General features: G+C 75.4%; 9 protein-coding genes. 5 read left to right on the forward strand and 4 right to left on the reverse strand.

Going from position 1 to position 14,549, the window contains the following annotated elements; genetic code table 11:
- The first annotated feature begins 25 nt into the window (after positions 1-25).
- From ACZ56B_RS14150 to ACZ56B_RS14170, 5 genes are all read left to right on the forward strand, one after another.
- Positions 26-1,288, forward strand: a complete 1,263-nt coding sequence (locus tag ACZ56B_RS14150) for a nucleotide sugar dehydrogenase (protein ID WP_468789655.1) — start codon at positions 26-28, stop codon at positions 1,286-1,288.
- An 89-nt stretch (positions 1,289-1,377) separates the two neighbouring features.
- Positions 1,378-3,213 (forward strand): asparagine synthase (glutamine-hydrolyzing), encoded by a 1,836-nt coding sequence (gene asnB, locus ACZ56B_RS14155; protein WP_468789657.1) that lies wholly within the window; start codon positions 1,378-1,380, stop codon positions 3,211-3,213.
- 442 nt (positions 3,214-3,655) lie between these two features.
- Complete coding sequence (gene ettA / locus ACZ56B_RS14160; RefSeq protein WP_468789659.1) at positions 3,656-5,320, forward strand: energy-dependent translational throttle protein EttA; 1,665 nt, start codon at positions 3,656-3,658, stop codon at positions 5,318-5,320.
- 4 nt (positions 5,321-5,324) lie between these two features.
- A complete protein-coding gene (locus ACZ56B_RS14165) occupies positions 5,325-5,765 on the forward strand; it encodes an acyl-CoA thioesterase (RefSeq protein WP_468789661.1) in 441 nt (146 codons plus the stop codon).
- Positions 5,762-6,448: a DUF8185 domain-containing protein gene (locus tag ACZ56B_RS14170; RefSeq protein WP_468789663.1), complete on the forward strand. Its 687-nt coding sequence runs from the start codon at positions 5,762-5,764 to the stop codon at positions 6,446-6,448. The genes ACZ56B_RS14165 and ACZ56B_RS14170 overlap by 4 nt, the downstream gene beginning before the upstream one ends.
- A gap of 204 nt (positions 6,449-6,652) precedes the next feature.
- On the opposite strand, the gene ACZ56B_RS14175 is transcribed toward ACZ56B_RS14170, so the two are convergent.
- The 4 genes from ACZ56B_RS14175 to ACZ56B_RS14190 form a co-directional block, all read right to left on the reverse strand.
- On the reverse strand, positions 6,653-7,621 hold the full coding sequence (locus ACZ56B_RS14175) for an ABC transporter ATP-binding protein (RefSeq protein WP_468789665.1): 969 nt from the start codon (positions 7,619-7,621) through the stop codon (positions 6,653-6,655).
- Positions 7,622-7,760: 139 nt separating this feature from the next.
- Positions 7,761-10,454: an FtsX-like permease family protein gene (locus tag ACZ56B_RS14180; protein ID WP_468789720.1), complete on the reverse strand. Its 2,694-nt coding sequence runs from the start codon at positions 10,452-10,454 to the stop codon at positions 7,761-7,763.
- Between the two features lie 55 nt (positions 10,455-10,509).
- On the reverse strand, positions 10,510-13,821 hold the full coding sequence (locus tag ACZ56B_RS14185) for an FtsX-like permease family protein (protein WP_468789666.1): 3,312 nt from the start codon (positions 13,819-13,821) through the stop codon (positions 10,510-10,512).
- A gap of 168 nt (positions 13,822-13,989) precedes the next feature.
- Positions 13,990-14,403, reverse strand: a complete 414-nt coding sequence (locus ACZ56B_RS14190) for a globin (protein WP_468789667.1) — start codon at positions 14,401-14,403, stop codon at positions 13,990-13,992.
- Positions 14,404-14,549 lie beyond the last annotated feature (146 nt).

Genomic DNA, 14,549 nt, shown 5'->3' on the forward strand with positions numbered 1-14,549 from the left:
TGTCCCCGATCCGAAAGGGAATGCTGTGCGCAGTGATCTTGTCGTCATAGGACTCGGCTACGTGGGTCTGCCCCTCGCCGTGGAAGCCGTCCGGGCGGGCCTGAACGTCGTCGGCCTCGACCGGGACGCCGCGACCGTCGACCGGCTCAACTCCGGCGTCTCGCACGTCGACGACGTCGACGACGCCACCGTGGCCGAGCTGCGCGCCCGGGGCTTCGCCGCCACCACCGACGAACGGGTCGTCGCCGGGACGGACACGGTCGTGATCTGCGTGCCCACCCCGCTGTCCCCGCACAGCGGCCCCGACCTGACCATGGTCGAGAGCGCCTGCGCCATGATCGCCCGCCATCTGCGGCGGGGAACCCTGGTCGTGCTCGAATCGACCACCTACCCCGGCACGACCGACGAGGTGGTGCGGCCGCTCCTCGAGCAGTCCGGGCTGAGCGCGGGCCGGGACTTCTGGCTGGCGTTCTCGCCGGAGCGGGTGGACCCCGGGAACAAGGTCTTCGGCATCCGCAACACGCCGAAGGTGGTCGGCGGCCACTCACCCGCCTGCACCACGGCCGCGGCCGCCTTCTACGGGAAGCTGGTCGACAGCGTCGTGCAGGCCGTCGGCACCCGCGAGGCGGAGATGGCCAAGCTCATCGAGAACACCTACCGGCACGTCAACATCGCGCTGGTCAACGAGATGGCGGTGTTCTGCCACGAACTCGGCATCGACCTGTGGGACGCGATCTCCTGCGCCGCCACCAAGCCGTTCGGGTTCCAGGCGTTCCGGCCCGGCCCCGGCGTCGGCGGCCACTGCATCCCGATCGACCCCAACTACCTGGCCCACAAGGTCCGCACCCTCGGCTACCCCTTCCGCATGGTCGAACTGGCCCAGGAGATCAACATGCGGATGCCGCGCTACGTCGTCGAGCGCGCACAGCACCTCCTCGACCGCGCGGGCCGGACGCTCACCGGAGCCCGGGTCCTGCTGCTCGGCGTGACCTACAAGGCGGACATCGCCGACCACCGGGAGACCCCCGCCCGCGACGTCGTCAGGCGGCTGCGCGCGAGGGGCGCGGAGGTGTCCTACCACGACCCGTACGTACCCCACTGGACCGTGGACGGCACGCCCGTCGCGGCCGCCGACCCGGACCTGCCCACCGCCCTCGCGCGGACGGACCTGGCCGTGCTGCTCCAGCAGCACAAGGCCTTCGACATCGACGTGATCGAACAGCACGCGCCGCTGCTCCTGGACACCCGGGGCTCGGCCTACCCGCAGCCCCACGTCGAACGCCTCTGAGGCCGCACCGTCCGACCGTCCGCGCCCCCTTCGGCCCCCGTCGTCCGACCGGGGCACCACGCCCGACACCTTCCCAGGAGTACTCGAACATGTGCGGTATCGCCGGCTGGGTCGACTTCGCCCGCCCGATCGACCACGACACGGCGCGGGCCATGACCGCCACCATGGCCCGCCGCGGCCCCGACGCCGACGGCCTGTGGACGAGCGACCACGTGGCCCTCGGACACCGGCGCCTCTCCGTGATCGACCTGGAGGGCGGCTGCCAGCCGATGACGGCCGAGGACTCCCCGGGCGCACGCGCCGCGCTGACCTACAGCGGCGAGACGTACAACTTCCAGGACCTGCGCGCCCAGCTCGCCGGCCTGGGCCACCGCTTCACCACGCGCAGCGACACCGAGGTGGTGCTCCGCGCCTACCAGCAGTGGGGCCCCGGGTGCGCCACCCGTCTGGAGGGCATCTACGCCTTCGCGGTCTGGGACCTGGACCGCGAGGAGCTGCTGCTCGTCAGGGACCGCATGGGGGTCAAGCCGCTGTACTACGCCGAAACCCCCTCCGGGGTGCTCTTCGGTTCCGAGCCGAAGGCGATCCTCGCCCACCCGGAGTTCACGCCGGTGCTCGACGCCGACGGACTGCGGGACATCCTGTCCGTGGCCAAGGTCCCCGGCCACGCGGTCTTCCGCGGGATGCGCGAGGTCCCCGCCGGCGGCATGGTGCGTGTCGGCCGTTCCGGCATCACGGAGGAACGCTACTGGCGCCTGGAGGTCGCCGAGCACACGGACCCCCTCGACCGGACGATCCGCACGGTGCGGGAGCTCCTCGAGCACATCGTCGAACAGCAGATGGTGTCCGACGTCCCCCTGTGCACGCTCCTGTCCGGCGGCCTCGACTCCAGCTCGCTGACCGCGCTCGCCGCCCGGGTCTCCCGGGCCAAGGGCCTCGGGCGCATCCGCTCCTGCTCGGTCAGCGACCCGGACCCGGACGGTTCGGCGGGCGCCGGGGCCAACGAGGACCACCTCTACGCCCGGCTGCTCGCCGAGCACGTCGGCTCCGACCACAGCGAGCTCCCGCTCGCGGCGCCCGACCTGCTCGACCCCGCGCTGCGGGCCTCCGTCCTGGAGGCGTACGACCTGCCGATCGCCAAGGGCGACGAACACGCCTCCCTGCACCTGCTGTTCGGCATCGTGCGGCGGCACTCCACCGTCGCCCTCTCCGGGGAGTGCGGGGACGAGGTCTTCGGAGGCTACCGCTGGCAGCGCGAACGGGACACGGTGCTGTCCTCCACGTTCCCCTGGGTCCACGAGGGCCGCCACAACTACCGGGGCAACGAGGTCGTCTTCACCCCCGACCTGCTCGCCAAGCTGGACCTGGCGGCGTACGAACGGGACTGCCACAGCACGGCGGTCGCGGAGATCGACGCCCGCCGGTCCGTCGCCGACCCGGTCGAGGCCCGCTACCGCGAGGTCACCTACCTCGCCCTCACCCGGCACGCCCAGGTCCTCTTCGACCGCAAGGACCGGATGAGCATGGCCTGCGGCCTGGAGGTGCGGGTGCCGTTCGCGGACCACCGCCTGGTCGAGTACACCTTCAACATCCCGTGGGCCATGAAGGGCTTCGACGGACGGGAGAAGAGCCTGCTGCGCGCGGCGATGAGGGACCTGCTGCCGGACGCGGTGTCCCAGCGGATCAAGACGCCGTACCCCTCCATCCGGGCCGAGGCCTACGACCGGACGCTGCGCGAGCGCCTGGCGGACCTGGTCCGCACCGGGTCCGGCCCCCTGAGCCCTCTCATCGCGCCGGCCCTGAAGGAGGCGGTGCGCCGGGACGGGGCGGCGGCCCTGGAGCACGGCATGAGCCGGGCGGCCCTGGAGACCACGCTCCAGCTGGACGCCTGGCTGCGCGCCTACGACGTGGAGGTCGTCCTCTGACAGCCCGGCGGGCCGCCACCGGCACCGGACCCGCCCGGGCCGACCGGACCCGCCCGGACCGACGGGGGTGGGGCGGGCCGCACGGTGGGGCGAGGAGGGGGGCGGGGCGGGAGAGGGCGGGGGGGGGGGGGGGGGGGGGGGGGGCTGGGGCCGCCCCCCCCCCCCCCCCCCCCGCTCCCGCGGGACCGTCCGCGGGGTTCCGGCCGGCCGCCGGCGGCGCGGCCGGGGCGCGGCGCGTCCGGCCGGAGCCGGCGCGGGGCCGTCTCCGGGCCGTGCGAGGCCGGTCGGCGGTGACCAGCAGTGACGGCCGGGTCACCGCCGTCGGCGGTGGAACCGCAGGTCGCAGGCGTCGGGCCGGTTACGTTTCGTCCCTGGGGTGGCGGTGCGGCAAGATGGGGTGTATCTGCCCACTGCCAGATTTCAAGCTGCCGGACGGTTTCTCTTGGCTGAGTTCATTTACACCATGCGCAAGGCGCGCAAAGCGCACGGCGACAAGGTGATCCTCGACGACGTCACCCTGAGCTTCTACCCCGGAGCGAAGATCGGTGTCGTCGGCCCGAACGGTGCCGGTAAGTCGACCGTTCTGAAGATCATGGCGGGACTGGAGCAGCCGTCCAACGGCGATGCCTTCCTCACCCCCGGCTACACCGTGGGCATCCTGCTGCAGGAGCCCCCGCTGAACGAGGAGAAGACCGTCCTGGAGAACGTCCAGGAGGGTGTCGCCGAGATCAAGGGCAAGCTCGACCGGTTCAACGAGATCGCCGAGCAGATGGCGACCGAGTACACCGACGAGCTCATGGACGAGATGGGCAAGCTGCAGGAGCAGCTCGACCACGCCAACGCCTGGGACCTCGACGCCCAGCTGGAGCAGGCCATGGACGCCCTGGGCTGCCCGCCCGGCGACTGGCCCGTCGCCAACCTCTCCGGTGGCGAGAAGCGCCGCGTGGCGCTGTGCAAGCTCCTCCTCGAGGCGCCCGACCTGCTGCTCCTCGACGAGCCCACCAACCACCTCGACGCCGAGTCGGTGAACTGGCTCGAGCAGCACCTCGCCAAGTACGAGGGCACCGTCGTCGCCGTCACCCACGACCGGTACTTCCTGGACAACGTCGCCGGGTGGATCTGCGAGGTCGACCGCGGCCGCCTGCACGGCTACGAGGGCAACTACTCCAAGTACCTCGAGACCAAGGCCGCCCGCCTCAAGGTCGAGGGCCAGAAGGACGCCAAGCGGCAGAAGCGCCTCAAGGAAGAGCTCGAGTGGGTGCGGTCCAACGCCAAGGGGCGTCAGGCCAAGTCCAAGGCGCGTCTGGCACGCTACGAGGAGATGGCCGCCGAGGCCGAGAAGATGCGGAAGCTGGACTTCGAGGAGATCCAGATCCCGCCGGGCCCGCGCCTGGGCAACGTCGTCGTCGAGGTGAACAACCTCAGCAAGGGCTTCGGCGACAAGCTGCTGATCGACGACCTCAGCTTCACGCTGCCGCGCAACGGCATCGTCGGCGTCATCGGCCCGAACGGCGCGGGCAAGACCACGCTGTTCAAGATGATCCAGGGCCTCGAGCAGCCCGACTCCGGCTCGATCAAGGTCGGCGACACCGTCAAGATCTCCTACGTCGACCAGAACCGCGCGAACATCGACCCCAAGAAGAGCCTGTGGGCCGTGGTCTCCGACGAGCTGGACTACATCAACGTGGGCCAGGTCGAGATGCCGTCGCGCGCCTACGTCTCCGCCTTCGGGTTCAAGGGACCGGACCAGCAGAAGCCGGCCGGCGTCCTCTCCGGCGGTGAGCGCAACCGCCTCAACCTCGCGCTCACCCTCAAGCAGGGCGGCAACCTGCTGCTCCTCGACGAGCCGACCAACGACCTGGACGTCGAGACGCTGTCCAGCCTGGAGAACGCGCTGCTGGAGTTCCCGGGCTGCGCCGTGGTCATCTCCCACGACCGCTGGTTCCTGGACCGCGTCGCCACGCACATCCTCGCCTACGAGGGCGACTCCAAGTGGTTCTGGTTCGAGGGCAACTTCGAGTCGTACGAGAAGAACAAGATCGAGCGGCTCGGTCCGGACGCCGCGCGTCCGCACCGCGCCACCTACAAGAAGCTGACCCGGGGCTGATCTCTTGCGGCACATCTACCGCTGCCCGCTGCGCTGGGCGGACATGGACGCGTACGGTCACGTCAACAACGTGGTGTTCCTCCGGTACCTGGAGGAGGCCCGTATCGACTTCCTGTTCCGCCCGGACAAGGACTTCCAGCAGGGGTCGGTGGTGGCGCGCCACGAGATCGACTACAAGCGGCAGCTCGTCCACCGGCACGCGCCCGTGGACGTCGAGCTGTGGGTCACGGAGATCCGGGCGGCGTCCTTCACCCTCGCCTACGAGGTGAAGGACGGCGACCAGGTCTACGTCCGGGCCTCGACGGTCATCGTGCCGTTCGACTTCGAGGCGCAGCGTCCGCGCCGGATCACCGCGGAGGAACGGGAGTTCCTCCAGGAGTACCGGGACGAACCGGCCGCGGACGAGGACAAGGACGCGGACGAGGAGGAGGCCGTCGCCGCATGACGGGCACGGTGCTCCACCTCGCCGACGAGGGGGAGGCCGCGGACCTCGCGGCCTTCCTCTCCCGGCTGCTGCACTACGACCGCTCGGCCGCGGTGCGGCTGCAGGCGGCCGGGACCGCGCTGGCCGTCTTCGGGCGGCCGCCCTCCTTCGAGGTGCTCGCGATCCGCGCCGCGCGGCTCGCCAAGCCCTACGAGCACGGGCTCGACGTCACGCTGGACGTGACCGTGTCCGCCGGGGAGCTGCTGGAGTCGGTGGACCCGGCCGCCGCCACGGCCGCCGTCCCGGGCGCGGTGACCGGGCCGCCGTGGGCGGGGGTGCTGCCGCCGCGCGGCGGCTGGCGGGCCGAGTCCGGACTGCCGGGGCCCCGGGCCCTGCGGGGGCTCGTCGCCGCCTCGGTCGCGGAGTTCCGCTCCCGTACGGAGGAGCTGGACCCGCAGCGGCGCACCCGCGCCGAACTGGACCGGATCGGACGGGAGATCTGGTCCCGCACGGTCGCGGAGACCGGCCTCCCGGTGCGGGCGGTGCACGCGGCCCAGTCCCTGGGGTTCCTGCGCGGCGAGGAGCTGGGGCTGTTCTCCTCGGGCGCCTGGCTGCGCCTGCGGACGCCGTACGGATCGGTCGCCGTGCGCGGGAGCGGAGGGCTCGAGGGCGGGCTCGGGACGCTGGGCCTCAGCGTGCGCTGAGCCCGCCGCGGGGTCCTCTCCCGGGTCCGGTCCCCGACCCCGTCCTTCGGGTCCGGTTCCTGACCCCGTCCTTCGGGTCCGGTCCCCGACCTCGTCCTCCGGGTCCGGTCCCCGACTCCGTCCTCCGGGTCGGGTTCCCGACCCCGTCCCCGCTTCCGGTTCCTCGTTCCGTTCCCCCCGGTTCCGCTGGTCGCGTCCGGCCCCTCAGTCGCGTGCGCTGTCGTCCGGCCACACCCCGATGTGGTCGGACTCCAGTTCCAGCGCCACGCGGTCGCGCATGCCGAGCGCCCGGGTGTACTCGGCGGGCAGCTGGAGGCGGCCGGCGCGGTCGAGCATGGCGTACTCGCGGGCGACCACGGTCTCGTGGCCGGTGGCGGCGTCGACCTCGCTGCGGCGCAGGACCTCGGTGGAGGTGCGGCCGTCGCGGATGGCGACCGTGCGGCGGACCTCGCCCGCCACCGCCTGGTCGTGGGTGACGATCACGACGGTCGTGCCGAGCCGTTCGTTCGCGGTGCGGAACGCGGCGAAGATCTGTTCCGCGGTGTGCGAGTCCAGTTCGCCGGTGGGCTCGTCGGCGAGCAGCACCGACGGGTCGTTGGCGAGGGCCACGGCGATGGCGACGCGCTGCTGCTGGCCGCCGGACATCTGGTGCGGGCGACGGTCGCGGCAGTCGGCGACCTCCAGCAGCTCGAGCAGCTCCAGGGCGCGCTCGGCACGGGCGCGGCGCGCGCCGCGGGACCGGCCCCGCACGCCGGCGAGCTGCATCGGCAGGGCGACGTTCTGGGCCGCGGTCAGGTAGGGCAGCAGGTTGCGGGAGGTCTGCTGCCAGACGAAGCCGACGACCTCGCGGCGGTAGGCGAGGCGGTCCCTGGCGCTCATCGCGAGCAGGTCGCGGCCGGCCACGCGGGCCGCGCCGGCGGTGGGGGTGTCGAGCCCGGCCAGGATGTTCATCAGGGTGGACTTGCCGCTGCCGGAGGCGCCCACCAGGGCCATCAGCTCGCCCTCGCGCACCAGGAGGTCGAGGCCCTGGAGCGCCTGCACCTCCACGCCGTCCGCGGTGAAGACGCGGACCAGGCGGTCGCAGGTGATGAGCGCGTCGTGGCCGAAGGCCGGACGGTCGCGGTCGGCCGCGACGCGGTCCGCCAGGTCGGCCAGGGTGGGGTTCGAGGTCATCGGGCGCCTCCTGGGCGGGAGTCGGTCGGTCGTGGCCGCGGGTGCCCGGCACGCGGCGGGGCCTTCGGGCGCCCTCCCGCGCCGTCCGGTCCTCTCGTGCGTCCGCCACCCGGTCTCCTCGTGCGTCCGCCGTCCGGCCTCACCGGGCGTCCCCCGCCCTCAGCTCCCGCACCGACCCCCGGCGCCCCGTCCACCAGGCCTGCACCACCGCGACCCCGACGGTCAGCACCACGACCGCCAGCGCCGGCACCAGCAGCGACACCGGGTCGGTGCGCAGCGTCGCCCGCCCCGCCGCCGACGCGGTGGCGGGCAGGGCGACGGCGGTCAGGTCGATGCCGGGGGAGAGCAGCCGGATGGTGGCCCACGCGGTGAGGACCCCGCCCAGTGCCGCGAGCAGCGCCTGCGGGAGGGACTCGAGGACGAGCAGGCGGCGCCCCTGGGAGCGGGTGAGGCCCATGGTGCGCAGCCGGGCGAGCAGCGCCGCCCGTTCGGGGGCCGCGCGCACCAGCGTCAGCAGCAGCGCGAGGACGGCGTAGCCGGCGCCCGCCGCCACCGCCGCGGCGTAGACGCGTTCGGCGCCGGACTGGAGGGGCGAGTCGACGTACCCGGCGCGTTCCTCGGCGCGCAGCTGGACCGGTGTCCCGCCGCCCGCCGCCGCGCGCAGCGCGGCCCCGTCCGGGCGGTCGCCGGTCACCAGCAGCAGGGTCGGGCGGGCGGACCGGGCGGAGAGCCCCGACCGGTCCACGACCAGGAACTCCCGCCCGGCGACCGCGGGGGTCCGCTCGCGCACCAGCACGATCCGCACGGTGACGGAGGTGCCGTCCTCCATGCGCACGGGGAAGGGCCGGGTGCCGTGGCGGTCGGCGACCCCGGGCGAGGCCAGGGCGGGCAGGACCTCCGACGGCCCGGACGCCTCCAGCGCCTTCCGGTCGAAGGCGCCGATCCCGGTGTGCCGGGCGAGGGCGGCGTAGCCGTCCGGGTCGACACCGGCCACCGGCACCGTCCGCGTGCCGCTCCCGGGCTGGGCGAACCTGACGACGCTCAGGGCGGTGACCTCCCGCACGCCGGGTGCGCGGCGGACCCGGTCGGGCAGGTCGGACGGCAGGGGGTGGGGCGACTCGACGCGGGCGTCGGCGCCGACGGTGAGCACGGCCGCGCGTTCCCGGGCGTCGGCCACACCGGTGAGCACCGACCCGCCGAAGGCGGCGGTGGTCAGCGCGGTCAGCAACCCCAGCAGGGGCAGCACCGCGGAGCCGGCGGCGCGGCCCGCCCGGGCCAGGGACAGGTGGCCGACCGCGCCCCGCAGCCGCCTCGCCGGACGGGCCAGCCCGCGCAGCGGCAGCGGGTACAGCCGCACCAGCACGAAGGCGGCGATCATCCCCACCAGCACCGGGGCCAGGGACACCAGCTGGTCGCCGGAGTCCGTCGCCGCGTCCGACGTGCCGCGCGTGCGCAGCGCCACGACCGCGCCCGCCGCCAGCACGAGCAGGGTGGCCTCGGCGACCGTGCGGCGCCGCGACGGGCGGGCCGAGGCGACGTCCTCGCGGGGGCCGTGCACGCGCACGGACCGGTGCGCGGCGACGGCCCGCAGGGGCAGGGCCAGACAGGCGAGGAGGGCCACGGCGCCCGCGGCGGCCGCGGCGGGCGCCGGCCGGGCGTCGCGGACCGCGAGCCAGGCGGCGGCCAGCCCGAGGGCGGCCGCGGGCACGGCCACCACCGCCGTCTCGGCGAGCAGCCGGCCGGCGACGCCGCGCAGGGAGCCGCCGCGGGCGCGCAGCAGCGTGAGCTCGCCGCGGCGCCGGTCCGCGGCCAGTCCGCCCGCCATGAGCAGGACCACGGCGGCGACCGTGCCGGTGCCGAAGGCGGCGACGGAGACCACCGGGCCGATGGCGGAGCGCAGCGCGGTGTACTCGGCGAGCACGTCGTCCAGTTCGGTACGCGCCGCGACGTCGGGCGAGGTGGCGGCGCGCACCCGCTGGAGGACCGGGCCGGACTCCAGGGCCGCGACGGCGGACTTCAGGCGCGGCGCGTCGTGGCCGTGCAGGGCGGTGACGGTCGGGGCCAGGTTCCAGTAGCGCCAGGGCTCCGCGGCGGTGCCGAGCAGCGCCGGGGCGGCGTCCGGCGGGAGCAGCACCGTTCCCAGCCAGTACTCCCGCAGGTCCGGGTCGCCGGGCAGGACGGTCAGGCTCGGGGTGCGCAGCAGGGGGTCGGTGGACCAGTACGCGCCGCGGGGGTCGCGCGGCTCGACGATGCCGGTGATCCGGATCCTGAGCGGCGCGCGCTCCACGCCGGGGACGTCCAGGACGGATCCCACCTCGACGTTCAGGTCCCTGGCGGTGTCGGTGGTGACGGCGCCCTCGATGCTCTCCGTCGCCGCGGTGACGGTGCCCGGGGCCTTCGGCAGCCGGCCCTCGCGCGGGCGGGAGTGGTCGCCGAGCCCGTTCTGCGCGACGAACGTGAGCCGCGCGGGCAGGCCGTCCGGCCGGGGCAGCCAGGGCTCGTCCATCACCTGCTCCTCGGCGGTGCGCACGCCGTGGGCGGACTGGTCCGGGTCGACGGCGAGGGGGCGCGGGGCCAGGCCGAGGACCTCGGAGTGGGCCGCGCGCATCGCGTCCGCGCGCACGGCCGCCTCGCGCTCCTCCTGGGACATGCCGGAGCCGGGCCGCGGGTCGACCAGCACCACCGTGGTGCGGTCGGCCTCGGCTGACCGCAGGGCCCGGTGCAGGCCCGCGTCGCCGTACCGGTCGACGGCGCGCGGCAGCACGGCGGCCAGGAACGCGGTCACCGCCACCAGCAGCGCCAGGGCCAGCGCGGCACCGGGCGCGGAGCGCATGCGGGTGCGCACCCAGGGGGCGACCGCCCTCGGTTCCGGGGACCGCACGCCCACCTCACTCACCTCCCCGTTCCCGCAGCGACGTCACCGGGTCCGCGCGGCGCACCGCCAGCACGGCCGTGATCAGCAGCGGCGCCGCGGCCACGGCGGCCAGCAGGACGGCCACCCGCCCGGCCGGCAGCTCCACCAGCACCTGCGGCACCGGCCGGGAGGCCTCCGAGGTCAGCGTGATCAACGGGATCACGGCCCGCGCCAGCACCGCGCCGAACAGCGCCCCCGCCGCCAGCGCCAGGGCGACCAGCACCCCGTGCTCGAGGACCACCACGCGGGTCAGCCGCCGGCGTGACGCGCCCAGGGCGCGCAGCACCGCGAACTCGGCGGACCGCTCCCGCAGCGACCCGGCCGCGCTCACCGCGAACCCGACCGCCGCCAGCGCCGCCGCCGCGAAGGCCGCCGCGGTGAACGCCGCCCCGGGGCCCGCGCCGAACGGGTCGTCGCGCAACCGGGCGGCGATCTCGTCCCGCACCACCACCCGCGACGGCTCGACGTCGGGCCGGTCCCGCAGCGCCGCGGCCACCCGGGCCGACGCGCCCGGCTCGGTCCGCAGCCACCACTCGCCGGGCCGCACGCCCTCGGCGTGCCGGGCCTGGAGCACCCGGTTGACCGACCGCAGGTCGACCAGCAGCGCCCCGCCGTCGTCCGTCCCCCCGGACGGCGCGGACGGCAGCTCCCGCACCGACCGGACGATCCGCACCGGCACCGGGGAACCGTCGATCGTCACGTCCACGCGCTGCCCGGTGCGGGCGCTCGTCGAGGCCAGGTAGCGGTCGGTGGCCACGGCGGCCACCTCGGGCGTCTCCGGCTGCGGTATCCGCAGCCGGACGGTGAGCGGCGGAATCGTCCAGGAGCTGCGCCGCGGCACGTAGCCGGTGCCGTAGGTGAAGGCCGGCGGGGAGGCGGCGGCCGCCCGGGGGCGGGTCGGGCCGGTGCGGGCGTCGGGGGAGGACGCGGCGCCGGCGATCCGCGCGGACAGGTCCCAGCCGGCGGAGCCGTCGGGCAGCGCCAGCGGCCGGGCCCGGCCGCCGGTGTCCGTGGCGGTCAGCGAGGCCACGGTGAAGCGGTGCTCCTCGGCCCGCCCGACCGGCTGGGGCAGGTCGAGCTGGAACCCGGTCAGCGTCAGGGCGCCCGGAGGGGCCTCGGCGACGGCGGACAGGTCGAGGACGAGCGTGTGGGTCCGTCCGTCGGCGGGGAGCCGGCCGAAGGTGAGCTTGTACGGCGTCCCGTGGCGGTCCTCCAGGGTGGCCCTGACCTCGATCGCCGTCCCCGCCGCCGCGCCCCGGACCCGGGCCGCCAGCGCCAGGCGCGCGGTGTCCGCCGGGACCCGCACGCCCGCCGTCCCGCCCTTCGGCGCCAGGCCGTCCAGGAGCGCGTCCACCGGTGCGGAGGCCAGGTCGGGGCGCATCAGCACGGTCCCGGCCGCGTGCGCCGTGTCCAGCGCCAGGACGGTCGCCGTCCGGTTGCCGGACAGCGTCACCGCCGTGCGGTACGCCGGAGCGGCCGCTCCCACGCCGGGGACGGCCGCGTACGCCTGGGTGCGGCCCAGCTCGCCCTCCCCGGCGGCGAGCACCCGCACCGGGGCGCCGGCCCGGAAGTCCGCCTGGTCGGCCTGCGAGCGCTCCCAGGAGGAGCCCTGGCCGACCGCCAGCATGCCCAGCGCCACGGCGAGCACCAGCAGCAGCACCGGGCCCGTGCCGTTCCTCGGCCGGCGGCTGAACCGCCAGCCCGCCAGCGCCCCCGGCAGCCCGCGGCCGGCGGCCGCCCCGCGCTCGGCCAGCCGCGCCACCGGCGGCAGCAGCCGCAGCGTCAGCACCGTGCCGGCGAGCAGCGCCAGTGCCGGGGCCGCGACGAGCAGCGGATCGACGGTGAGGTCCCGGCCGACGACCCCGGAGGGCCGGTGGCTCAGCTGCCAGTACGCGACGGCGGCCACCGCCAGCAGCCCCACGTCCGCGCCGGCGCGGACCGCGCCGGGCAGGGGCTCGGCGCGGCCGGCCGCGAAGGAGGAGGTGAGCGCGGGGACCGTGACGGCCAGCGCACAGCCCAGGGCCACCCCCGCGGCCACCAGCCACACCGTGCCGCGCCCGGCGACCGCGCCGACGGAGGTGTCCAGGTCCAGCCCGATCCGGGTCAGGGGGCCCTGTCCGGCGAGCAGTCCGGTGAGCGGGCCCGCCAGCAGCGGGGCGCAGGCCGCCGCGGGCACGGCCAGCAGCAGCGCCTCCAGCGCGGCGAGCCGGGCCACCTGGGCGCGGGAGCCGCCGCGGGCCCGCAGCAGCCGGGTCTCGGCCGCGCGTTCGGCGCTCAGCAGCAGGGCCGTCAGCAGCAGGGCGCAGCCGGCCAGGAGGACGAGCTGCAGGGCGATGATCAGCAGGGTCGAGCGGGAGACGAGCAGGGAACGCTCGACCCGGTCCAGCACGGTGGGCAGCGCGCTCGTCGCCGTCGCCGTGCCGCCCAGCGCCTCGTCCCCGGCCAGGGCGGCGGTGCCGCTGCGCACCGCCTCGCGCAGCGCGTCGATCCGCTCCGTGCCCACCGCCGAGAAGTCGGCCGCCGCCAGCCAGTTCGTCGTACCGGCGGCGACCCGGCCCCCGTCGAGCACCGAGGGGTGGGCGAGCAGCGGACCGTACGTGGTGAAGTCGACCTCGACGACCCCGCGGCCCTTCAGGTCGTCCAGCAGCCAGTAGGGCGCGGCGGTGTCCACCGGCCGGTACAGGCCGGTGATCCGCACCTGTACCGACGGCCCGCCCAGCCGGTCGGCCAGGGTGACCCGGGCGTCCGGCTCCAGGCCGAGGGCGCGGGCGGCGGTCTCCGGCAGGGCGGCCTCGACGGTCGCCCGGCCGGCCGCCCGGGGCATCCGCCCCTCGGTGATCCGCACCTGGGTGCGGTCCAGCGCCGCGAAGTGCGTCAGGCCGGGGTCGTCCGCCCCGGCGCGCTCGCCCGCTCCGGCGCGCTCACCCGCTCCGGCGTGCTCGTCCGGCGAGCGGGGCAGGGCGTACGGGCCGGAGCGGGTCAGGGTGCGCAGGGTCACCGGCAGCCCGTCGAAGGCCTCGCGGGCGCCCTCGCGCACGGCGGCGTCGGCCGCGGCGCGACGGTCCGCGGGGACGTCGGCCCCGACGACGAGCGCGGTGTCGGCGGCGTTGCGCGGGTCCGTCAGGGCCCGGCGCAGGGCCGCGTCGCCGATCGACGCGGAGTAGGCGGTGAGGGTCGCGAGGACCGCCGTGGTCAGCAGGACCGTGAGCAGGGCGGCGGCGAGCAGCGGCCGGTGAGCCCGTGCGCGGGCGAGGACGAACCTCGCCGACCCCCCTGCGGCCGCCACCCGTTCCCCCCGTGGTTGTCCGGACCTCCGGGTGATGTTGTCAGAGACGGCCGGTCGCGGGAAAGCGCCGGGAACGAGGGCTTGACCGGATTGTGATCGCATTCCGGCGACGACGTTCCGGAATGCGATCGGAACGTTTCCGTCCGGTTCGGCCGGACACCGGGGGGATCAGCCCGGGGTGTTGACCATCGAGGCCGCCGCGTACGTCAGGTACTTCCACAGCGTGCGCTCGTGCTCCTCGGGCAGGCCGAGCTCGTCGAGGGCGTCCCGCATGTGCTTCAGCCAGGCGTCGTGCGCCGCCCGGTCGACCTTGAACGGGACGTGCCGCATCCGCAGCCGCGGGTGGCCGCGCCGCTCGCCGTAGGTCGTCGGACCGCCCCAGTACTGGATCAGGAACAGCCGCAGCCGCTCCTCGGCCGGGCCCAGGTCCTCCTCGGGGTACATGGGCCGCAGCAGCGGGTCCTCGGCGACCCCCCGGTAGAAACGGTGGACGAGCCGGCGGAAGGTCTCCTCCCCGCCGACCTGCTCGTAGAAGGTCTGCTCCTGAAGCGTGTCGCGCCGATTCTCTGTCACGCCGTCCATGGTCTCAGACGGCACGGCGTAGGGCTCGAGTCCTAGGGCCTCCCGTCGGGGGGGGGGGGGGGGGGTGGGGGGGGGGGGGAGCCAGCAGGAAAGGACCCGGGGGACCCACCCCCCGCCCACCCTAGAAAGGGTGGGGGGCGGTGGGG

This window comes from Streptomyces sp. NPDC034670 (assembly GCF_055574875.1).